This window comes from Streptomyces sp. NPDC047515 (assembly GCF_040643055.1).
Classification (GTDB): Bacteria; Actinomycetota; Actinomycetes; order Streptomycetales; family Streptomycetaceae; genus Streptomyces.
Window position 1 is genome coordinate 1 of the sequence record NZ_JBEYTM010000010.1, and the last position, 21,671, is coordinate 21,671.

The following is a 21,671-nucleotide window of genomic DNA, read 5'->3' on the forward strand; positions in this document are numbered from 1 at the left end:
GACCTCCGCCGCCCCTGGGAAAGACCAGCCGAGCCCCGCCGCCTCACCCCAGCCCGGGTGCGGCGAGGGTTTCGCAACGTCCGCGCGACCACGACCAGCCCGGCGACGGCACCGAAACCCTCCCGACCAGGGCCAGGACGGCCCGCAGGGTCGAAGAACAGCCACCGGGCCAGGCACCACGACGTCGGCAAGACCGTCAAACGCGCCGAATCGATCAAAGAACACCAAGCCCGCCCACGTTAAACGCCAAGCTTAGACGAACCTGCGGCGAGTTCACGGCCTTGCCGATCCTGGTCGCGTACGGGCAGCTTGTCCTGACGGTGGGCGATATCGATGTTGGCCCACGTCACGGCCTCGTCCAGCTTGGTGAGGACAGCGGACTTCTCGGGGGAGTTGGGTGTGTGGCCTACGGCGAAGAGTTCGATGCGGTCGTGGCGACGCTCCGCGACGCCCGCCCGGAAGACACTCACCTGTTTAAGACCGTCCGACCTCGCGACGAGCCAGGATGAGAAAACTCCATTGTTCGGCGCGCGCAACGCGCTGCGTGCCGCGGTCAGCCCATCAGCGCCAGGAACCCCGCCACTGTCGCGGCCATCGCCTCGCGCCCCGGCGCGATGTACTTGCGCGGGTCGACGCCCGTGGTGTTCTCGGCCAGGTAGGCCCGTACCGCGCCGGTGAACGCCGTGTTCAGTGCCGTGCCCACATTGATCTTGACCATGCCGGAGGAGGCGACGGCCTGGCGGATCTCGTCGTCCGGGACGCCGCTGGAGCCGTGCAGCACCAGCGGGACCGGGACGGCGTCGCGGAGCCGGCCGATCAGGGCGTGGTCCAGGGCGGCGGTGCGCTCGGTCATGGCGTGCGAGGAGCCGACCGCGACGGCCAGCGCGTCCACTCCGGTGTCGCGGACGTACGCGGCGGCCTCGGCCGGGTCGGTACGGACGCCGGGGGCGTGGGCGTCGAGCGGGGCCTCGCCCTCCTTGCCGCCGACCTTGCCGAGCTCGGCCTCGATCCAGATGCCGCGCTCATGGCCCCAGGCCACCGCATCGGCCGTGGCGCGCACGTTCTCCTCGTACGGCAGCTTGGAGGCGTCGAACATGACCGAGCCGAACCCCTCCGTGTGCGCCTGGTGCAGCAGCTCCACGGACTCGACGTGGTCGAGGTGGAGAGCCAGGGGGGCGGTGGAGGTGCGGGCGACCGCGGCGGCCGCGGCGGCGATGGCACAGAGCCGTCCGCCGTGGAACTTCACGGCGTTCTCGGAGATCTGCAGGATGGCGGGGGCTCCGGCCCGCTCCGCGCCGGCCGCGATGGCCTCCGCGTGCTCCAGAGTGATGACATTGAAGGCGGCGATCCCGCGTCCCTCGGCCTGTGCGGCGGAGACGAGTTCACCGGTGCTGACGAGCGGCATGCTGACCTCTTGCTACTTCTTCGGACCCGCGCTCGGGCGGGTCCGGTACGGGCGCGGCCTCAGGCCGCCGTTGGGTGTTCCTCGACGCCGACGCGCGGCAGCAGCTCCTCGTACGCAGCGCGGTCGAAGTCCCCGGCCGTCGGGGAGAGCACGGTCGCCGTCGACAGTGCCACCGCCCGCCGCAGCCGGTCCGGCCAGCTCAGCCCCACGACGAGGCCGGACAGCAGTCCGGCCACCGCGGAGTCGCCCGCACCGGTCGGGTTGCCCCGGACCTTGGCGGGCGGGGACGCCTGCCAGACGCCGTCGGGGGTGATCGCCAGCATGCCGTCCGGTCCCAGGGACGCGACGACCCCGTGCGCACCGCGGCGGCGGGCGTCACGGGTGGCGCGCAGCGGTTCGCGGGAGCCGGTGAGCTGGGCGAGCTCGTCGGCGTTGGGCTTGATCAGGTCGGGGCGGGCGGCGATACCGCGGCGCAGCGGTTCGCCACTGGTGTCCAGGAGGACGGGGACGTGTGCCGCACGGGCCAGGCGGACCAGTTCCGCGTAGGCGCCGACGTGGATGCCGGGCGGCAGGCTGCCGCAGAGGGCGACGGCGTCGGCCCCGGTGAGGAGCTCCTCGTACCGGCCGAGGAGCGCGGCCCATTCGTCGGCGCCGACGAGCGGGCCGGGTTCGTTGAGCTGGGTGGTGTCGCCGGTGGCCCGGTCGACGACGGCGATCGTGCGACGGGTGTTCCCGGCGACGGTGACGAGGGCGTCGGTGATCGGCGCGGCGGCCGGCGCGGTGCCGGTGGCGGCCGTCGGGTCCGTGCCCCGTGGCGACGCTGTGGCCAGCAGCTCGCGCAGTACGGCTCCGGTGGAGCCTCCGGCGAATCCGGTGACCACCGTGTCGTGGCCGAGGGCGGAGAGCACCCGTGCCACGTTGAGGCCCTTGCCGCCGGGGCGCTCGGACATGTCGCTGACGCGGTGGCTGGCGTGCGGGACGAGTTCCGGGACGCCGTACGTCAGGTCGAGTGCCGTATTCAGTGTGACCGTGAGGATCACCGCGGCCGCTCCCTCGATCCCTGCTCTGGAGCGCGAATCCTTGGACGGAATGCGCTTGCTCTGCCTGTTTCCCAGGCGATCATGTCAAAGAGGTGGCGGTCGGCCCAGACCTCCGGAACAACCGCCGTCTCTTCGTTACGCATTCGATTCGCCGTCAACAACGGGTCGAATCAACCGATCTGCGGATCGATGATCCATTCGCCCTTGCGCATGACTCCCTTGAGTGTGAAGTCCGCGTCCAGGACCACCAGGTCCGCGTCCTTGCCCGGCTCCAGTGAGCCGACCCGGTCGTACACGCCGAGCAGCCGTGCCGGGTTGGCGGAGATGGACTGCACGACGTCGTCGACCGGGATCCGGTCGATGGTCACGGCCCGGTGGAACGCGGTGTCCAGGGTGAGCGTGGAGCCCGCGATCGAGTTGCCCTCCACCAGCCGCGCGACACCGTCCTTGACCTCGACCGCGAGCGGGCCGAGCTGGTACCGGCCGTCGCCGAATCCGGCCGCGTCCATGGCGTCGGTGATCAGCGCGACGCGGTGGGCGCCCGCGTGGTGGTAGGCCAGCTCCAGGGCGGCGGGGTGCAGATGCGTACCGTCGTTGATCAGCTCGACGGTGATCCGCTCGTCCTCCAGCAGGGCGGCGATCGGACCGGGCTCGCGGTGGGCGAGCGGCGGCATCGCGTTGAACAGGTGCGTGGCGACGGTGGCGCCCGCGTCGATCGCCTCGACGGTCTGCTCGTACGTCGCGTCGGTGTGCCCGATCGCGGCGATCACGCCGTGCTCGGCGAGCAGCCGCACCGACTCGATGCCGCCGGGCAGTTCGGTGGCGAGCGTGAACATCTTCGCGGTGCCGCGCGCCGCGTCCATCAGCTTGCGGACCTCGGCCGGGTCCGGGTGGCGCAGCAGATCCTCGCTGTGCGCGCCCTTGCGGCACGGCGAGATGAACGGTCCCTCGAAGTGGATACCGGCCAGGTCGCCCTGCTCGACCAGCTCGGAGAGGACGCCGGCCCGCTGCGCGAGGAAGTCCATCTCGCCGGTGACGGTGGAGGCGACCAGGGTGGTGGTGCCGTGCTCGCGGTGGGTGCGGATGCCGGTGAGGACCTCGTCCACGGTGCCGGAGGTGAAGGACGCGCCGCCACCGCCGTGGTTGTGCATGTCGACGAAGCCCGGGACCACCCAGTGGCCGCTCAGGTCGACGGTCGGGGCGCCCTCCGGTACCGAGCCGGCGATCCGGGTGCCCTCGACGATCACCCGGCCGTCCTCGACGGTCCCGGTGGGAAGCACCACCCGGGCACCTGCGAGAACTGTGCTGTCTGCGCGTCCGGCCATCAGGCGGATACCTCCGTGGAGAGAAGATCCCAGGCGAGCAGCCCTGCGCCCAGGCATCCGGCGGTGTCCCCGAGGGCCGCCGGAACGATGTGGGGCAGCTTCTGGAACGTGACACGTTCCTCGACGGCCGCACGGAGTGGTGTGAACAAGGTTTCCCCGGCCTCGGCCAGCCCGCCACCGATGATGAGGGCGCGCGGGTCGAGCAGCGTCAGCGCGGTGACCAGCCCGGCGGCGAGCGCGTCCACCGCGTTCCGCCAGACCTCCGCGGCCGCCGGATCGCCCGACTCGACGGCCTTCGCGCAGTCGGCGGCGTCCGCCGCCGGGTCGCCGGACGCGGCGGCCCAGGCACGGGTCACCGCGGAGGCGGACGCCAGGGTCTCCAGACAGCCGCGCTGGCCGCAGCCGCAGTCCGGGCCGTCCGGCCGGACCACGATGTGGCCGATCTCGCCCGCGTATCCGTGCGCGCCGGACTCGATGGTGCCCGCGATGCCGATGGCCCCGGCGATCCCGGTGCCCAGCGGTACGAAGAGGAAGCGGTCGGCTCCCTTGCCCGCGCCGATCCGGCCCTCGGCGAGTCCGCCGGTGCGCACATCGTGGCCGAGCGCGACGGGGACACCGCCGAGCCGTTCGCCGAGCAGTTCCCGCATGGGTACGTCGCGCCAGCCCAGGTTCGAGGCGTAGACCGCGATCCCGTTCTCCGCGTCGACGATGCCGGGCACGGCGACACCGGCCGCGACGGCGCTCTCGCCGAGGTGCTCCTCGCCGTACGTCCGCAGGTCCGAGGCGAAGGCGAGGATCGACTCCACGACGGCGTCGGGGCCGCGCTCTCTGCCGGTCGCCCGCCGCGCCTCGTACAGCAGGGCGCCGTCGGCCCCGACCAGTGCGGCCTTCATTCCGGTGCCGCCCACATCGAGGGCGATGACGTGTTTCACGGGAAACAGTTTCGCCCGAGGAACCCCGATAGGTCTAGTCCACTAGTGCGGTTTGTTGCGCATCCATACAAAATCACCGGCGCGGTATCGCCGCAGCGGCCCGAGCAGCGGACTCAGGGCGAAAGGATCACGCTGCGCGAGAGGTTGCGCGGGCGGTCCGGGTCGTACCCCTTCGACTCCGCGAGCGCCACCGCCAGCCGCTGCGCCCGGATCAGATCGGCCATCGGGTCCGCGGTGGCGTGCGCGATCAGCGTGCCGCCCACCCGTGCCACCTCGCCGGCGAGCCCCTCCGGCAGCGGACCGAACGCCCATGCCACCCGGTGGGGCCCGGTGATCGAGATCGGGCCGTGGCGGTACTCCATGGCCGGGTACGACTCCGTCCAGGCGCCGGCCGCCTCGCGCATCTTCAGCCCGGCCTCCTGCGCCAGGCCGTACGTCCAGCCGCGCCCCAGGAACGTCCACTGCTCGGCCGAGACCACCGCCTCGTCCAGCGGCTCCGTCACCGCGAGTTCCGCGTCGACCGCCGCGGCGGCCACCGTCTTCACCCCGGCCGGAAGCGGACCCGACGCCTCCAGACCGGCCCGCAGAAAGGCCAGCGCGGTGGTGGCGAACCGGGTCTGGACGACCGACTCCTCGTCCGCCCAGTCCAGTACGGCCACCGTGTCGGCGGCGTCCATCACCGGCGCCCGCGGGTCGGCGGTCAGCGCGACGGTGGTGACCTTGCCGCGCAGCCCGGCGAGGAGTTCCAGCACCTCGGTCGTCGTACCGGAGCGGGTGATCGCCACGACCCGGTCGTACGGCCGCCCGACCGGGAACTCCGACGAGGGGTACGCGTCCGTCTCCCCCTGCCCGGCCGCCTCGCGCAGCGCCGCGTACGCGATGGCCATGAACCAGGAGGTGCCGCACCCGGTGACGGCGACCCGCTCGCCCGGACGCGGCAGTCCGTCGAACGCCGCCCCCGCCTCCGCGGCACGCCGCCAACAGCCGGGCTGGGTGGCAATTTCCGATGCGGTACGCGACATGCTCGACGGCTCCTTGGGGCGTGGAACGGTGACGGTGCGGGCGGTGCGGCACGGCGGTGGAGCGAAGGTCTGGACCACGAAGAGCCTTGCGCCGCAACCTACTTAGCAGTCGGCGCAGGTCAAGGGCAATGCCCCCGCGCGGCAACAGGGCGCGGATCCGGCTGCGTTGCGAAAGCGATACCGCCCTGGTGTAGACCTTCGGCGATCGCTCGGGGGAGGATCACAGCTCATCCGGAGACCCCCACGAGGACGTGGCCGGCGCGGATGACACCGAGGACGAGGACGGACTGGGCTGTGCAGCGGCGCTACTGGGGACTGACCGCGGCTGGGGCCGCGCTGGCATTGACGGCGACGTTGTCGGGTTGCGGCGGCAGCGGCGGCTCGGGGGACGTCACCCTCAGGCTCGTCGCGGCCGACTACGGCAACAGCGCGGCCAACAGTTCCAAGAAGTACTGGGCCGCACTCGTGAAGGGCTTCGAGGCGTCCCACCCCGGCATCAAGGTCGAGGTCAGCGTCTATTCGTGGAAGGACGTCGACCGCGAGGTCGCCGGGATGGTGAAGCGGGGGGAGGCCCCCGACATCGCCCAGATCGGCTCGTACGCCGACTACGCCAAGGCGGGCAAGCTCTACCGGGCCGACGAGATGCTGAACATCACTGCCCAGGCCAACTTCCTGCCGCGCCTGGCCGACGCGGGCAGCGTGGACCGCACCCAGTACGGGCTGCCGTTCGTCGCCAGCACCCGGCTGCTCTTCTACAACAAGAAGTTCTTCGCCCAGGCGGGCCTGGCCGCCCCGCGGACCTGGGACGACATACGCGACGACGCGACGGTGCTCAAGCAGCGCGGCGTGACGTACCCGTTCGCGCTGCCGCTCGGTCCGGAGGAGTCCCAGGCCGAGACCATGATGTGGCTGCTGAGCGGGGGCGGCGGCTACATCGACGACACCGGCTCGTACGAGATCGACTCGGCCGAGAACGTCAGGACCTTCGACTGGCTGAAGACGAACCTGGTCGACAAGGGCCTCGTCGGCCCCGTGGCCCCCGGCAAGCTCGACCGGGGCAAGGCGTTCGCCGCGTTCACGCGCGGCGAGGTCGGCATGCTGAACGGTCATCCGACCTTGATGCAGGAGGCCGAGAAGAAGGGCGTCTCCGTCGGCATGGTGCCGCTGCCCGGCGTCGGCGGCCCCACCAAGGGCTCGATGGGCGTCGCCGACTGGATCATGGGCTTCAAGCAGCGCGGCCACCGGGTGCAGCTGGCCACATTCTTCGACTATCTGTTCACCGACAAGAACGTCATCGACTTCGCCGACGAGTACGGACTGCTGCCGGTCACCGACAGCGCCTCCGCGGCGATGGAAACCGATCCCCGGTACAAGCCGCTGCGGAAGTTCCTGGCCGCGCTGCCGAACGCGGAGTTCTACCCGTACGGCAAGACGTCCTGGGCCCGTGCCAGCGAGTCGATCAAGGAGAACATCGGCAGGGCGGTCGAGCCGAACGGGAGCCCCGAGAGCGTGCTGGGGCGGATCGCGCGGCAATCCGCGGCGGCGGAGCACGCGGGGTGACGACCGGGGGCGGCCTCCGGCCGGGCGATATGTTGGCTGATATGACCGCCCTCACGAACGGCCCCGACGACCCGAACGGCCCCGCCGGACTCTCCGACCGGGATCGCGCCGTGCTCGCCGTCGAGCGGCAGTCGTGGGCCGGACCCGGAGCGAAGGACCGCGCGATCCGCGAGCGGCTCGGGATCTCGCCCACGCGCTACTACCAACTGCTGAACGCCCTGCTCGACGACCGCCGCGCGCTGGAGGAGGACCCGGTGACGGTGAACCGCCTGCGCCGGGTCCGCGACGCGCGGCGGGGGCGCCGCTGAGGGGTGTTCCCGGGGGCGCTGCCCGGCCCCCCGCTCCTCAATCGCCGGAGAGGCTTGTCTTTGCCGGGTGCGGCGTGAGTTCCAGCCTCGTCGGCGTCTGCGGCGCGGGATTCGGGACGGAGCCCCGGCTCGGGAAGAGTGGGGTCCCCCTGATCGAACGAAGTCGAGAGCTTGGGGACGGGCAGGGGAACGGGCCCGCCGGCTGCCCGCATCCCGCTATAGGCTCCCCCCATGGGCAGCAACCCGCACGCACCCGCGCCGAGCGAAACCCCGTCCGAGCTCCCCACCCCCACCACCCCACCCGGCCGAGAGGCCCTCGCCGCGATCCTCGCGCGTCCGGACCGGGCCGTCGTCGCGCTCGACTTCGACGGAACCCTCGCCGACATCGTCCCGGACCCGGACCAGGCCCGCGCCCACCCCCGCGCCGTCGACGCGCTCGTCGCGCTCGCCCCGAAGGTGGCCTCCATCGCCGTGATCACCGGCCGCCCGGCCGGCGTCGCGGTCCGGTACGGCGGCTTCGCCGGAGTGCCGGGGCTGGACCATCTCGTCGTCCTCGGCCACTACGGCGCCGAACGCTGGGACGCCGTCTCCGGCACCGTGCACGCCCCTGCCCCGCACCCCGGCGTGGCCGCGGTCCGTGCCGAACTCCCCGGCGTGCTCGACCGGTTCGGCTCCTGGCACGGCACCTGGACGGAGGAGAAGGGCCAGGCCCTCGCCGTCCACACCCGCCGCGCCGCCGACCCGCAGGGCGCGTTCGAGGCCCTGCGCGCCCCTCTCGGCGAGCTCGCCGCCCGGCACGGGCTGATCGTCGAACCGGGCCGTCTGGTCCTGGAGTTGCGCCCGCCGGGCATGGACAAGGGAGTGGCGCTCACCCAGTACGTACGGGAGATGGACGCCGAGTCCGTCCTGTACGCGGGCGACGACCTGGGCGACCTCGCCGCGTACGCCGCCGTGGAGAAGCTCCGCACCGAGGGCCCCGACGGCGTTCCGGGCCTGCTGGTCTGCAGCGGCAGCGCGGAGGTGCCCGACCTGGCCGAGCGCGCCGACCTGCTGCTGAACGGCCCGGGAGCCGTCGTCGACTTCCTGGCGGCGCTGGCCGCAAGGATCTGACGACTCACTCCCGCCGCAGTGCGTCCAGCTGGTCCAGGAACCACTGCTGCGGAGGCAGGGCCACCGCGGCCGCGGCCAGCCGTTCCGTGCGCGCGGCCCGTTCGTCGTCCGCCATCGTCAGCGCCTCGTGCAGCGCCGCCGCCGTCGCGGACACGTCGTACGGATTCACCACGACCGCGTCGCTGCCCAGCTCCTCGTACGCCCCCGCCTCCCGCGACAGCACCAGCGCGCAGCCGTGGTCGGAGACGACCGGGACCTCCTTGGCAACCAGGTTCATGCCGTCGCGGATCGGGTTGACGAGCGCCACGTCGGCCAGCCGGTACGCGGCGAGCGAGCGGGCGAAGTCGTCCTTGACGTGGAGCACGACCGGGGTCCAGCCCGCGGTGCCGTACACGGCGTTGATCTCGTCGGCGACCCGCTGCACCTCGGCCGTGTAGTCGCGGTACACCGCCAGGTCCTGCCGTGAGGGGTAGGCGAAGGCGACGTGGACGACGCGCTCACGCCATTCGGGCCGCTCTTCGAGGAGCGCGCGGTAGGCGAACAGGCCGCGCACGATGTTCTTGGACAGTTCTGTTCGGTCCACTCGCACGATCGTCCTCCGCCCGGGGCCGACCTGCTCCCGCAGCGCCGCCATCCGCTCGTCCACATCCGCCTCGTGCGCGCGCCGGCGCAGGAAGTCCGCGTCCGCGCCCAGCCCGTGCACCCCGACCCTGGTCCGGCCGGTGCCGCCCAGGATCTCCGTGCAGCAGCCGATGAACGCGTCCGCCCAGCGCCGGGTCAGGAAGGCCGCCCGGTCCGCGCCCAGGATGCCGTGCAGCAACTGCTCGGCGATGTCGTCGGGGAGCAGGCGGAAGTAGTCGACGGGCGCCCACGGGGTGTGCGAGAAGTGGCCGATCCGCAGGTCGGGGCGGAGCTCGCGGAGCATGCCGGGCACCAGCGCCAGGTGGTAGTCCTGCACCAGCACGGCCGCGCCCCGGCCCGCCTCCTCGGCGAGCGCTTCGGCGAAGGCCCGGTTGTAGGTCTCGAACGATGCCCACTGACGCCGGAACTCCGCGTCGAAGACCGGCTCCAGCGGGGTCTGGTACAGCATGTGGTGGACGAACCACAGGACCGAGTTCGCGATGCCGTTGTACGCGTCCGCGTGCACGGCGGCGTCGATGTCGAGCATGCGGACGCCCTGCTCACCCACCCCGCGCCGGACCGCCTCCCGGTCCCCGTCACCGAGCGCGGCGCACACCCACAGCTTGTCCTTCACAGCGCTCAGCCCGGACACGAGTCCGCCGCCGCCCCGCCTCGCCTCCAGCGATCCGTCGGTGGCCAGGGTGTACGACACCGGGCCGCGGTTGGACGCGACGAGAACCTGCTCGGAGGGCTCGGCGGGCGGCTGGACCGAAGGCGCGGCGGAGGGATCGGCGAGCCGGGCGCAGGGCCGGGCGGCGGACTGGGCTTCGTGCTCGGAGACCATGTTGCGGAATCTAGCCCGATCACGAACCGCCCAAACGTGCGAAGTCAGGCGACGTCAGGCCGCGCGGCGCGAAACGTACTCCTCGATCTCGCGCATCGGCGGGCGCTCCTCGGTGTCCACCGGATGGGTGCGCGGCACGAAGCCGTCCTCGCCGCGCTCGAACTGGGTGAGCGAAGGCCGCACGAGGTGGCCGCGGGACAGCCGGAGCTGGGCGGTCCGGTAGATCGCCGCCGCCATCCGGCCCAGCGCCTGCCCGTCCTGGTGGCGGTGTTTGCGGACCCCCACGTCCACCTGGGCCAGCGCGTCCAGGCCCACCGTGTGCAGCGCGTCGACCAGGAGGCCCAGTTCCACTCCGTAGCCGACGGGGAAGGGCAGCTGTTCGAGGAGCGAGCGGCGCGCCGCGTACTCGCCGCCCAGCGGCTGGACGAAGCCGGCCAGCTGCGGCCAGTGCAGATTGAGCAGCGGACGGGCCACCAGCTCGGTGACCCGGCCGCCCTGCCCCGCCGTGTCGCCGAGCGGGCGGTCGTACATCGCCTTGACGAACCGCACGTCCGGATCGGTCAGCAGCGGGCCGACGATGCCGGAGACGAAATCGGCCGAGAATTCCTTCAGGTCGGCGTCGACGAAACAGACGATGTCACCGCCGGTCACCAGGAGCGACCGCCACAGCACCTCGCCCTTGCCGGGCACGGCCGGTATCCGCGGGAGTATGTCGTCCCGGTGCGCCACCCGCGCACCGGCCTCCCGGGCCACCTTCGCCGTCGCGTCCGTGGAACCGGAATCGATCACCACGAGTTCGTCGACCAGCTGGACCTTCTCCATCAGCTCGCGCCGGATCGTCGCGACGATCTCACCGACCGTCGCTTCCTCGTTCAGCGCGGGCAGTACCACACTCACGCTCCCGCGGCCCGGCTCCTTGGCGGCGAGGAGCCGGTCCAGCGGGCGGTCGGCGGCCGACCAGGAACGCCTGGCCAGCCAGCTTTCGACCTCTTCCAGCACGGTCGATACTCCCTGTATGTGATCCATCTCGCGGTTCGGACGGCTATCTCAACTGTCCGGTGCTTCGGTTACAGTCTTGAACAACGCGGATGGCCGTCGCATGTCGGGGTCAGTCCGCCAATAAACGCCCGGATCGTCGATCCGGTGCCACAGCGCTCATCCAGAGGGACTGAGGGAACGGCCCGTTGAAGTCCCGGCAACCCTCCCGCCGACCGCGAGGTCAGGTGGGGAAGGTGCCAATTCCGTCTCGTGGCGAAACGCGCCGCGAGGAAGATGAGGAGAAAGGGCCTCGCCTCCATGGCTGCGCAGACTGTTGCAGTAAGCACCGATTCTTCCACCGACGCCGTCGACCTCGGCCCCGCCGCGGCGCTTTCCTGCCGCGAATGCGGCGAGCGCTTCGAACTCGGCCCCCTTTTCGCCTGCGCGTCCTGTTTCGGGCCGCTCGAAGTGGCGTACGACCTGCCGACCGGCTCCCCGGACGAGCTGAAGAAGCGCATCGAGGCCGGACCCGACAACATCTGGCGGTACGCGCCGCTGCTGCCGGTTCCCGCGAATGTCGCGGACAAGCCCAACATCAACCCCGGCTTCACCAAGCTGGTCAAGGCCGACAACCTCGCCCGTGAGCTGGGTGTCACCGGCGGTCTGTACGTCAAGGACGACTCCGGCAACCCGACGCACTCCTTCAAGGACCGCGTCGTCGCGATCGCCGTCGAGGCCGCCCGCGCCTTCGGTTTCACCACCCTCTCCTGCTCCTCCACCGGCAACCTCGCCGGTGCGGTGGGCGCCGCCGCCGCCCGCGCCGGCTTCCGCTCCTGCGTGTTCATCCCGCACGACCTGGAGCAGGGCAAGGTCGTCATGGCCGCGGTGTACGGCGGTGAGCTGGTCGGCATCGAGGGCAACTACGACGACGTCAACCGCTTCTGCTCGGAGCTCATCGGCGACCCGCTCGGCGAGGGCTGGGGCTTCGTCAACGTCAACCTGCGCCCGTACTACGGCGAGGGCTCCAAGACCCTGGCGTACGAGATCTGCGAGCAGCTCGGCTGGCGGCTGCCCGACCAGATCGTCATCCCGATCGCGTCCGGCTCGCAGCTCACGAAGATCGACAAGGGTCTTCAGGAGCTGATCAAGCTGGGCCTGGTCGAGGACAAGCCGTACAAGATCTTCGGCGCCCAGGCCGAGGGCTGCTCCCCGGTCTCCACCGCCTTCAAGGCCGGTCACGACGTCGTGCGGCCCCAGAAGCCGAACACCATCGCCAAGTCCCTGGCGATCGGCAACCCGGCCGACGGCCCCTACGTCCTGGACATCGCCCGCCGCACCGGCGGCGCGGTCGAGGACGTCGACGACGAGCAGGTCGTCGCGGCGATCAAGCTGCTGGCGCGCACCGAGGGCATCTTCGCGGAGACGGCCGGCGGGGTGACGGTCGGCGTGACGAAGAAGCTGATCGAGGCCGGTCTGCTCGACCCGGCGCTGACCACCGTCGTGCTCAACACGGGCGACGGCCTCAAGACCCTGGACGCGGTGGCCGCCACCTCGCAGGCGACCGCGACGATCCGGCCGAGCCTGGACGCGTTCCGCGCCGCCGGCCTCGCCACCAGCTGACCACCCGAGACCGAAGGAAGGCACCCACCATGAGCGTCAAGGTCCGTATCCCCACCATCCTCCGCACCTACACGGGCGGCCAGGCCGAGGTCCCGGCCGAGGGCTCGACCCTCTCCCAGGTCATCGAGTCCCTGGAGCAGAACCACCCGGGCATCGCCGCCCGCGTCCTGGACGACCAGGGCAAGCTGCGCCGCTTCGTGAACGTGTACGTCAACGACGACGACGTGCGCTTCGAGGGCGGTCTGGAGACGGCGACGCCGGACGGCGCCGGAATCTCGATCATCCCGGCCGTCGCGGGCGGCTGCTGACCCTGCGTCCGACTGCACAGCGTTATAGGAATTGCCCCCTCTGCGAGAGAAGCGGAGGGGGCAATTCTGCATGGTTGAGCGCGGTACAGTGTGGGAAGTCCCCCCAGCTGCCCGTGCCGCCCGCATATGAGAATGCGCCGGGTCGCGACAAGATGCAGCCAAAGTGTGCGATCTCCTTGCGCCATAAGTCACTTTTGCCCGGCCCGACTTGCCCGGGAATCCCATGAATTCCACATATTCGGGCGTTCGGCGCTGCCCGGAATTCTCGTCCGATTGACCTGTTGCAGAGGGCAGTTGGGCAGATACATTCGGCCGCGGTCGACGCGTTCCGGCGCACACACCCTCTCCTGTCGGAGGGTGAGTTCTGACCCGGGTCCGCGAAGTGCGGTCCTGCGCAAGGGCCAGTAATAGGGGAGTTAGGCATGGCTCAGGGCACCGTCAAGTGGTTCAACGCGGAGAAGGGGTACGGCTTCATCGCGGTCGACGGTGGTGCGGATGTTTTCGTCCACTACAGCGCGATCCAGATGGACGGGTACCGCACCCTTGAAGAGGGTCAGCGAGTTGAGTTCGAGATCTCGCAGGGCCAGAAGGGGCCGCAGGCGGACATGGTCAAGCTCGCCGTCGGCTGAGCTCGACGCGGTCGGCCAACGACACCACTCGCGCACGGAGGGCCCGTACCCCTGGGGTACGGGCCCTCCGTGCGTCCGCGTCCGGGCCTTCCGCGCGTCCGTGTCCGGGCCCTCCGCGCGGAGTCGTCGTTGTCCACATCCCGAGGGGGACGCTTGCACTCTCGGGGGTCGAGTGCTAATCATTGCGTTAGCACTCTCCAGGTGAGAGTGACAGAACTTGGACCGGGCCGGTGAGGCCCGCAGGTCCGGTGGGGCAAGGAACCACCGGTCACGCAGGCCGTCCGTCGCGGGCGCCACTCGGTCCGGAGAAATCCACCCCTGTCCGGGAGGACCACTTCACATGGCCAAGATCATCGCGTTCGACGAGGAGGCCCGGCGCGGTCTCGAGCGCGGCATGAACCAGCTCGCCGACGCCGTCAAGGTCACCCTTGGCCCCAAGGGTCGCAACGTCGTCCTTGAGAAGAAGTGGGGTGCCCCCACGATCACCAACGATGGTGTTTCCATCGCCAAGGAGATCGAGCTGGAGGACCCGTACGAGAAGATCGGTGCGGAGCTGGTCAAGGAGGTCGCCAAGAAGACGGACGACGTCGCCGGCGACGGTACGACCACCGCCACCGTTCTCGCCCAGGCGCTCGTCCGCGAGGGCCTTCGCAACGTTGCCGCGGGTGCCAACCCGATGGCCCTCAAGCGGGGTATCGAGAAGGCCGTCGAGGCCGTCTCCGCCGCCCTCCTGGAGCAGGCCAAGGACGTGGAGACCAAGGAGCAGATCGCTTCGACCGCCTCCATCTCCGCCGCCGACACCCAGATCGGCGAGCTCATCGCCGAGGCCATGGACAAGGTCGGCAAGGAAGGCGTCATCACCGTCGAGGAGTCCCAGACCTTCGGTCTGGAGCTGGAGCTCACCGAGGGTATGCGCTTCGACAAGGGCTACATCTCGGCGTACTTCGCCACCGACATGGAGCGCATGGAGTCGTCCCTCGACGACCCGTACATCCTGATCGTGAACTCCAAGGTCAGCAACGTGAAGGACCTCCTTCCGCTGCTGGAGAAGGTCATGCAGTCCGGCAAGCCGCTGCTGATCATCGCCGAGGACGTCGAGGGCGAGGCCCTGTCGACCCTGGTCGTCAACAAGATCCGTGGCACCTTCAAGTCCGTCGCCGTCAAGGCCCCGGGCTTCGGTGACCGCCGCAAGGCCATGCTCGGCGACATCGCCATCCTCACCGGTGGCACCGTCATCTCCGAGGAGGTCGGCCTCAAGCTGGAGAACGCCGGTCTCGACCTGCTCGGCCGCGCCCGCAAGGTCGTCATCACCAAGGACGAGACCACGATCGTCGACGGTGCCGGTGACAGCGACCAGGTCCAGGGTCGTGTCAACCAGATCCGCGCCGAGATCGAGAACTCCGACTCGGACTACGACCGCGAGAAGCTCCAGGAGCGCCTCGCGAAGCTGGCCGGCGGCGTGGCCGTCATCAAGGCCGGCGCCGCGACCGAGGTCGAGCTCAAGGAGCGCAAGCACCGCATCGAGGACGCGGTGCGCAACGCCAAGGCCGCCGTCGAGGAGGGCATCGTCGCCGGTGGTGGCGTGGCTCTGCTCCAGGCCTCGGCCGTCTTCGAGAAGCTGGAGCTCTCGGGTGACGAGGCGACCGGCGCCAACGCCGTCAAGCTGGCGCTGGAGGCCCCGCTGAAGCAGATCGCCGTCAACGGTGGTCTTGAGGGCGGCGTCGTCGTCGAGAAGGTGCGCAACCTGGCCGTCGGCCACGGTCTGAACGCCGCGACCGGCGAGTACGTCGACATGATCGCCGAGGGCATTCTCGACCCGGCGAAGGTCACGCGCTCCGCCCTGCAGAACGCCGCGTCCATCGCCGCGCTGTTCCTCACCACCGAGGCCGTCATCGCCGACAAGCCGGAGAAGGCCGCCGCGGCCGCTCCGGGCGGCATGCCGGGCGGTGACATGGACTTCTGATCCTGACGGATCGGTAGTTCCCGCACAGCTTTGCCGCATCGGCCCCTGGGACCAGCTGGTCCCAGGGGCCGATGTCGTTTCCGGGGCGGGGACGGTGCTTGCGCGCCCTGAGCTCCTCCTAGCGTGCGAAGACCATCCGTGATCTTGCGTGGGTATCCCCGGCTTCAGCCGGGGAGGGAAACGCATCCTTGGCCCGGAGGCGCGCAGCGCCGGAGTTCTCTGCGTCTCCGTCGTGACGGTCCGCGAGCGGTCGACGAGGTGGAGCGCGGCAGTTCCGACGGCGAACGGGCCGGTGGGGCGCGGCAGCCCGGCCTTCGGCAGCGAGGAGCGGCGGGCCCGTCCGGCCGCGGCGGCGGGCGACGGCATGGCGCCCGTGGCCAGTAGCGCCGAAGCCGCCGGCCCGGTGACGAGCGCCTGACGGCGGTTGAGGGTACGACTGTGGTCGTGCGGGACAACGGTCACGTGGGCTCCCCGTAGATGCGCGGTGGACGCGCCCACGATGCCCGCCGGAGCATCGTGGGTGCGTGATACCGCAGTCCCCATTTCCCCATGGACGCCTGGCTCCCCGGTATGACGGGGCGCCGGACGCCGCGACGCCCCGCCCCTACGGGAGCCGGTCGAGGAGCCAGGTGCAGAGCTCCTCCGTCACGAGGGTGTGCCCCTCGTTCCGGGACGCGAGCCTGTACTCGTCCAGCCCGCCCTCTCCGTAGGGGAGTTCCGAGATGCTCGCGTACAGCTCCTCGTCCGTGTCCAGGTCGCGGACGTCGACCGCGCTGACGGCGGGGACGAAGCAGTGCGAGCGGATCAGTACGTCGGTCTTGAACCCGAGGAGGGGATTGAGGGCGTTGAAGGCGTCGGCGAGGATGCCGAAGCCCTCCAGCGAGCCACCGGGCGCGCCGTCGATCTCGGGCAGTCCGGACGTACGCACCTCGTTGGTCTTCAGTGTCACCACCCGCAGTTTCGCGACGAGTTCGCCGTCGCCCGGGGCCTGGGTGTAGAGCTTGGTGCCCGCGACCGAGAGGCCCTTGCCCTCCAGGGCCAGTTCTCCGGCCCGCACGTCGGAGCCGGTGCCGTCGGCCACGCCGTTGGCGACACCGATCCGCCGCGGCCGTCGCGGCCATTCGCCGACGGCCGCCATCTCCGCGAGGAACGCGGCGCGCTCGTCGCTCTGGTCCGGCGTCCCGTCCCACTTCTCGATGTGCCGCCACAGCAGCTCGCGCGCGGCGGGGCTGTTGATCTGGTCGGAGAACCGGCTGTCGAGATCCTTGATGTAGTGCGCGAATGCCTGCAGCGCGATCGGGATCCAGGCGCCGCGGTGCGGGCTGTCGTACGAGAAGTACAGCGACGTCTCGTGGTCGACGCCCTGGCTCTCCATCTTGGCCAGCGCGTGCCGGGTCACGAGCCCGCCCATGCTGAATCCGCCGACGGCCAGTGGCGAGTCGCCCAGCCGCTCCGCGACGGCACGGTGGATCGCGGCCTGTGCGGTCCTGGAGTTGTCCAGAATCGACGCACTGCGCTCGTGGAAGCCGAGAAGGATCACGTCGTGTCCCCGGCGACGCAGTTCGCTGATGAGCGCGTAGTCGCCGAACTCCATGATCTCCCAGCAGAAGTCCAGGCTGCTCGGACCGGTGTTGAATCCGTCGGCGAAGATCACGGGCCGTACGAGGCCCCGATTCCCCTCGCCGTAGTAGACCCAGGCGGTACCGCCCGGCAGGTCCCACACGGTGCTGGGTGGCAGGGGGAGAGCCCCGTGCTTCTCGGCGTCCAGGCGGGGGCCGGGCGCCAGGGTGATGGCGGGCATGCTGTGGAGCGCCGAGACGATTTGCTCGTGGGTCGGTTCGGACATGGATCGTTCCCCTTGAGGTCGATTGATTACACTGTGCGTCCAAAAGAACACGCAACGTAACGATCGGGTGGGAGAAGTGGATCAAACCACCCCCAGGTGGGAGCCGGTTTCGGACACCCGGTGAGCTCGGGGCACTCCCGCCCTATCTCCTCTCGGAGTGTGGCGTCATCGCCGCCCGAATCTCGCTCATGCGGCTGCGTACGCCGGTGGGCGGGACGGTTCCGGCCGGTCCTGCGGGGGCGTCGACGGGGTTGCCCCGGCAGGGTCCGCACCGTCCGCCGATCAGGACCTCCGCGCTGCCGGGTGCGCGGCACTCGCCGCATTCGAGGGTGCGCAACACCGTCCGGTGTGGTGCCGGAGCGACCCGTTCGGGTGGCATCTTGTCGGTCAGCCGCCTGCGGACGAGGGCCGCCGCGTGGTGGACCGGGGCGGGAAGGCCGTCGGTCAGGGCGTGGAGCAGTTCCGCTTCTGTGGCGCCGCGCTCGAACCAGTCGGTGACCTGCGGTTCCAGTGCCGCGCAGTCCGCCGCGGAGAGGGTGAGGGCGGGGGCGGTGCGGCCCAGGGCGGCCAGCAGTACGAACGCGCGGGAGCGGGTGGGGTGTTGATACCGCTGTCGCCGCTCCGGCGGTGCGTCGCCCCGGCTGAACGCCGCCCACCAGTCGTCGTCCCGCGCGGTGCGGGAGAAGAACGTGCGGGTCACCCAGAGCAGGACCTCGTCATGGGCGACGCACTCGCTGCCGCGCCGCAGATGACCGGCGTCCTGGAGCCGGTTCAGGGCGGTCCGCAGTGCGCACTGGCCGTACGGGAGGACCTTGGCCAGCGTCTTGACGGAGATGTCGGCGCCCTCGGGAAGCCGGTCGATGTACGCCGCGATGGATGCCTCGCGGGGCGGAAGATGCGCGAAATCGTGCTCGGTGCATGCGTGTTGTGCGGGGGCGGAGCGCTTGCCGTAGCCCGGATTGGCCATCGGGTGCGGGAGCGTGGGCAGAGGTACGTGCGGTGCGCACGGGGCGGCACTAAGCTGGCTGACAGCCATGGATCGAGGTCCGTTCGATCGAGTTGGTCAGACCCCTGTCCGGTGTTCCCGCACCGGCAGGGGTCGTTCGTTATTCGGAACGCTAGAGCGTCGCCACCATCCGTGGCAAGCCGGTCACGAGAAGTCAACTGGCCGGGCAGGGAGGGTGGGTGGGAAGTGGCCCACCTCCCCTTCCTCGGAAAGAGCGCTCGGACTTCGCGGCTTGAGCTCCGGGAGGAATCCCGTCGTCGCTGGGGGCGCGAGAGAGGTACGCATGCGCCGTGCGTGATGCGTGCGCGCCGCTGCCGTTGGGGTGGAAACTCGGGCCGGAGGTCTGCCGGGCGCGCGAACGGCCGCACATCTTTGTGATCTTGGGGACTCCGGGCCGCCGCCGACGTGGCCTGGCCTTCCGCATTTCTCTCTCGTACGAGGAGTCCCGTGCGTATTCGTTCGATTCTCTCCCTCGCCGCGGCCGCCGTCGCGGTGGCGGCCCTGGCCACCCCCGCCCAGGCTGCCGACGACGGCTCCTACCTCATCCGTGACGTACGCAGCGGTCTGTGTCTCGCGGGCGGCGAAGGCCCGCTGGGCGGCCACATCGAGACCTGCAATCCCGGCACCGTGTGGGAGGTCAACAACCTGGACGACGGCCTGACCCAGATCCGTCAGGCGGGTGGGCAGAACCGCTGCCTGGCGCTCTCGCCGATCCGGATCTACCCGCCGGCCGTGTGGGTGGACCAGTGCGGCCGTCAGCCCGACCAGTGGTCGATCCAGGGCGCTGCCGATGGCGGGCCGGTCGCCATCGCTCTCGGCCGTGGCGAGTTGGGTCGCCTGACCACGCAGGGCAGCCGCGCGGTCATCAGCTACGACGGTGGGCCGCAGTGGGTCCTGGAGCGGGTCGGCTAGTACTCGCTCGGTCTGTCCCGCAGGCGCCCGTGCCGGGGTCGTTCTTCCTGGCACGGGCGGCTGCGGTGTGTTGGCGCATGCGTGCTGACCAGAGGTTTGACGCCGACACGAAGACCGGGACGCGGCAACGGGCTCCGGGTGATCCGCCCTCAGACCTGATCGGTCGGGGCCAGGCCGGACCGCCAGGCCCAGGCGGCGATGCCGACCCGGTTGCGGACGACCAGCTTGCGCTGGAGGTTGGCCACGTGGGACTTGACGGTGGCGAGTGAGATGAACAGTTCCTCGCCGATGTCCGTGTTCGACAGGCCCCCGGCGACCAGCGCCGCGACCTCCTCCTCGCGCGGGGTCAGCGGCTCGACGGGCGGGTTCCCGTCCCGGGCGACCGGCGGGACGAGTCGGTGCAGCATGCGTGCGGTGATCTGGGGGCTGATGAGCGCGTCGCCGGACATCGCCGCCCGCACCGCCTCGACCAGCAGCGTCGGTCCGGAGCGTTTCAGCAGGAAGCCCGAGGCTCCGTCGCGGAGGGCGGAGTGTACGTACGCGTCGAGGTCGAAGGTGGTGACGACGATGACCCGGACGGGCGGGTCCGCGTCGGGCCCCGCGAGCTGCCGGGTCAGCTCCAGGCCGTCGAGGCGCGGCATCCGGATGTCCGCCAGCAGTACATCGGGACGCAGGCGCCGGGCGGCATGGAGCGCGGTGACGCCGTCGGCCGCCTCGCCGATCACGGTCATGTCGGGTTGGGCGTCGAGGACGAGGCGGAAACCGGCGCGGATGGTCTCCTGATCGTCCGCCAGCAGAATCCGGATGGCGCCGGGGGCGGTCATGCGACGGTCTCCTCGGGTGCCGCGCGCCGCGCGGGGCTCGTTCGCTCGTGCGGGGCCGCCGTCGGTGGAGCGCTGCCGTGCAGCGGAAGCGTGGCCGTGACCTGCCAGCCCGCGGTCCCGTGCGGCCCCGCGGTCAGCGAGCCGCCGAGAGCTTCGGTCCGCTCGGTGAGGCCGGTCAGTCCGAGGCCGCCCCGCGCGCGATCCCGACGGAGGGACGTCCGTGGGGCGGCCTCGGCCCCGGTCGTGTCCGTGACGGTGAGACGGAGCGCCGTGCCGGCCCGGTACGGCACCCGCCGGGCGGCGATGTCGACGACTGCGGCGGCGGAGGCGTGGCGGCGCACGTTGGTGAGGGATTCCACCACGATCCGGTAGCCGGTCGCGCTGACCTCCCCGGGCAACCCGTCCAGCGCACCTCCGGTCACGTCGAGATGGACCGGGACGGTGCCGGTGCGGGTGAACCGGGCTGCCAGCTCGGGCAGTTCACTCAGGTCGCGCCGCCGATCCCGCGAGCGGTCGGAGCGATCCGCACCGGGTGGCCGCCCGGCGGGCGCGCCGCCCGGCACCGCCGCGTCCCCGGCCCGGCCCCGGCCCCTGTCCGCGTCTGTGTCAGTGTCTGTGTCCGTGTCCGTGTCCGCGTTGAGCGTCCACACCGTACGGTCCATCGCGGCCAGCGCCTGCAGCCCCGCTTCCTCGATCCGCGGCAGCAACTCCACGGCGCGCGCGGGGTCGTCCCGTGCAAGGAGCCGGGCTGCCTGCACGAGCACCACCACGCCCATGACGTCGTGCGAGGCGAAGTCGTGCAGATCACCAGCGACTTCGAGACGCTGTTCGCGACGCTGCTCCGCGAGGGCCCGGCGCCTCCTGGAGTCCTGGACCCGCAGATAGCCGCCCAACGCGGCGGCACCCACCGCCAGCAGCGACCAGAGCAGGCACAGCACGCCGGTCTCCGCCGGCCCCGCGGGCGGGGTCAGACGCAGGCCGATACGCAGGGGCAGCACCGCGATCGCCGCACCCTGCACAGAGGTGTATGCGATCGCCCCGACCCTTCCACTCGTCCGACGCGCCGTCGGCACCATGAGCGCGAGCAGCGCGAGTGTCTCCAGCGCCCACCACCAGCCCGTGGAGTTGACGACCGGCCCTTGGTAGCAGGCCGTCACCGCCGCGGAGGCAGCGGCGGCGGTGAGCCCCAGCCACCGACGGACCGACGGGCGCCGGGGCAGGTGGGTCGCCGCCGCCAGTGCCGTACCGGCCGTCAGCAGTCCCACGGCGACGATCGTGACGCCCGTGGCAGGCCCGGTCGTCCAGGCGGCGGCTGCCACACCGAGGAACAGAAGCCCGCTGAGCACACGAAGGTGAGGCAGGTACCGGTTGCTCATGAGCATCGACCCTATGAGACAGAGCGGTGAGTCCGGGTGGCG

The 21,671-nt window shown here is 71.0% G+C and carries 20 protein-coding genes, 1 pseudogene and 1 riboswitch; of the genes and pseudogenes, 9 read left to right on the forward strand and 12 right to left on the reverse strand.

Annotation, left to right across the window (positions count from 1 at the left end):
• Window positions 1–243: pseudogene (locus ABZ826_RS10910) on the forward strand (transposase); the annotation flags it as partial.
• Here the strand turns inward: ABZ826_RS10910 and ABZ826_RS10915 are convergent.
• The 6 genes from ABZ826_RS10915 to ABZ826_RS10940 form a co-directional block, all read right to left on the reverse strand.
• Window positions 240–470, reverse strand: a complete 231-nt coding sequence (locus ABZ826_RS10915) for a hypothetical protein (protein ID WP_361445511.1) — start codon at window positions 468–470, stop codon at window positions 240–242. The pseudogene ABZ826_RS10910 and the gene ABZ826_RS10915 sit on opposite strands and share 4 nt — an antisense overlap.
• 83 nt (window positions 471–553) lie before the next feature.
• Window positions 554–1,405, reverse strand: a complete 852-nt coding sequence (locus ABZ826_RS10920; RefSeq protein ID WP_361445514.1) for a class II fructose-bisphosphate aldolase — start codon at window positions 1,403–1,405, stop codon at window positions 554–556.
• Window positions 1,406–1,464: 59 nt separating this feature from the next.
• Entirely contained in the window at window positions 1,465–2,445 is a 981-nt protein-coding gene (locus ABZ826_RS10925) for a 1-phosphofructokinase family hexose kinase (RefSeq protein WP_361445517.1), read from the reverse strand.
• A 170-nt stretch (window positions 2,446–2,615) separates the two neighbouring features.
• Window positions 2,616–3,770, reverse strand: coding sequence for an N-acetylglucosamine-6-phosphate deacetylase (nagA, locus tag ABZ826_RS10930; protein ID WP_351075252.1), 1,155 nt, complete (start codon window positions 3,768–3,770; stop codon window positions 2,616–2,618).
• Window positions 3,770–4,702, reverse strand: a complete 933-nt coding sequence (locus tag ABZ826_RS10935) for an ROK family protein (RefSeq protein WP_361445521.1) — start codon at window positions 4,700–4,702, stop codon at window positions 3,770–3,772. Before ABZ826_RS10935 ends, nagA begins: the two co-directional genes overlap by 1 nt.
• A 113-nt stretch (window positions 4,703–4,815) precedes the next feature.
• Complete coding sequence (locus ABZ826_RS10940) at window positions 4,816–5,724, reverse strand: sugar isomerase (RefSeq protein ID WP_361445524.1); 909 nt, start codon at window positions 5,722–5,724, stop codon at window positions 4,816–4,818.
• A gap of 264 nt (window positions 5,725–5,988) precedes the next feature.
• Here ABZ826_RS10940 and ABZ826_RS10945 point away from each other — a divergent pair, with 264 nt between their 5' ends.
• From ABZ826_RS10945 to otsB, 3 genes are all read left to right on the forward strand, one after another.
• On the forward strand, window positions 5,989–7,284 hold the full coding sequence (locus tag ABZ826_RS10945; RefSeq protein WP_361445527.1) for an extracellular solute-binding protein: 1,296 nt from the start codon (window positions 5,989–5,991) through the stop codon (window positions 7,282–7,284).
• Window positions 7,285–7,325: 41 nt separating this feature from the next.
• Window positions 7,326–7,592, forward strand: coding sequence for a DUF3263 domain-containing protein (locus ABZ826_RS10950; RefSeq protein ID WP_361445530.1), 267 nt, complete (start codon window positions 7,326–7,328; stop codon window positions 7,590–7,592).
• Between the two features lie 231 nt (window positions 7,593–7,823).
• Window positions 7,824–8,702: a trehalose-phosphatase gene (gene otsB, locus ABZ826_RS10955; RefSeq protein ID WP_361445533.1), complete on the forward strand. Its 879-nt coding sequence runs from the start codon at window positions 7,824–7,826 to the stop codon at window positions 8,700–8,702.
• Window positions 8,703–8,706: 4 nt separating this feature from the next.
• Here otsB and ABZ826_RS10960 read toward each other — a convergent pair whose 3' ends face one another.
• Both ABZ826_RS10960 and ABZ826_RS10965 read right to left on the reverse strand, forming a co-directional pair.
• A complete protein-coding gene (locus ABZ826_RS10960; RefSeq protein WP_361445536.1) occupies window positions 8,707–10,167 on the reverse strand; it encodes a trehalose-6-phosphate synthase in 1,461 nt (486 codons plus the stop codon).
• A 54-nt stretch (window positions 10,168–10,221) separates the two neighbouring features.
• The gene (locus ABZ826_RS10965; protein WP_361445539.1) at window positions 10,222–11,166 is read right to left on the reverse strand and encodes a glucosyl-3-phosphoglycerate synthase; all 945 of its coding nucleotides are present in this window, start codon (window positions 11,164–11,166) and stop codon (window positions 10,222–10,224) included.
• Between the two features lie 153 nt (window positions 11,167–11,319).
• A riboswitch (SAM riboswitch) is annotated at window positions 11,320–11,446 on the forward strand.
• Window positions 11,447–11,463: 17 nt separating this feature from the next.
• Here ABZ826_RS10965 and thrC point away from each other — a divergent pair.
• The 4 genes from thrC to groL all read left to right on the forward strand — a co-directional run bounded on the left by thrC (window position 11,464) and on the right by groL (window position 15,665).
• Window positions 11,464–12,765 (forward strand): threonine synthase, encoded by a 1,302-nt coding sequence (gene thrC, locus ABZ826_RS10970; protein WP_361445542.1) that lies wholly within the window; start codon window positions 11,464–11,466, stop codon window positions 12,763–12,765.
• A 29-nt stretch (window positions 12,766–12,794) separates the two neighbouring features.
• Window positions 12,795–13,073, forward strand: a complete 279-nt coding sequence (locus ABZ826_RS10975) for a MoaD/ThiS family protein (protein WP_072487929.1) — start codon at window positions 12,795–12,797, stop codon at window positions 13,071–13,073.
• 422 nt (window positions 13,074–13,495) lie between these two features.
• Complete coding sequence (locus ABZ826_RS10980) at window positions 13,496–13,702, forward strand: cold-shock protein (RefSeq protein ID WP_003967346.1); 207 nt, start codon at window positions 13,496–13,498, stop codon at window positions 13,700–13,702.
• Window positions 13,703–14,042: 340 nt separating this feature from the next.
• The gene (groL, locus tag ABZ826_RS10985) at window positions 14,043–15,665 is read left to right on the forward strand and encodes a chaperonin GroEL (RefSeq protein WP_072487928.1); all 1,623 of its coding nucleotides are present in this window, start codon (window positions 14,043–14,045) and stop codon (window positions 15,663–15,665) included.
• Window positions 15,666–16,269: 604 nt separating this feature from the next.
• Here groL and ABZ826_RS10990 read toward each other — a convergent pair.
• The gene (locus tag ABZ826_RS10990) at window positions 16,270–17,511 is read right to left on the reverse strand and encodes a hypothetical protein (RefSeq protein ID WP_361445546.1); all 1,242 of its coding nucleotides are present in this window, start codon (window positions 17,509–17,511) and stop codon (window positions 16,270–16,272) included.
• Between the two features lie 142 nt (window positions 17,512–17,653).
• Window positions 17,654–18,478 carry a hypothetical protein gene (locus ABZ826_RS10995; protein WP_361446021.1) on the reverse strand — a complete coding sequence of 275 codons (825 nt, stop codon included), beginning with the start codon at window positions 18,476–18,478 and terminating at the stop codon, window positions 17,654–17,656.
• Between the two features lie 486 nt (window positions 18,479–18,964).
• On the opposite strand from ABZ826_RS10995, the gene ABZ826_RS11000 reads away from it, so the two are divergent.
• A complete protein-coding gene (locus tag ABZ826_RS11000; protein ID WP_361445549.1) occupies window positions 18,965–19,429 on the forward strand; it encodes a hypothetical protein in 465 nt (154 codons plus the stop codon).
• Between the two features lie 149 nt (window positions 19,430–19,578).
• On the opposite strand, the gene ABZ826_RS11005 is transcribed toward ABZ826_RS11000, so the two are convergent.
• Both ABZ826_RS11005 and ABZ826_RS11010 read right to left on the reverse strand, forming a co-directional pair.
• Window positions 19,579–20,253 carry a response regulator transcription factor gene (locus ABZ826_RS11005; RefSeq protein WP_361445552.1) on the reverse strand — a complete coding sequence of 225 codons (675 nt, stop codon included), beginning with the start codon at window positions 20,251–20,253 and terminating at the stop codon, window positions 19,579–19,581.
• Window positions 20,250–21,629 (reverse strand): histidine kinase, encoded by a 1,380-nt coding sequence (locus ABZ826_RS11010; protein WP_361445555.1) that lies wholly within the window; start codon window positions 21,627–21,629, stop codon window positions 20,250–20,252. Before ABZ826_RS11010 ends, ABZ826_RS11005 begins: the two co-directional genes overlap by 4 nt.
• Window positions 21,630–21,671 lie beyond the last annotated feature (42 nt).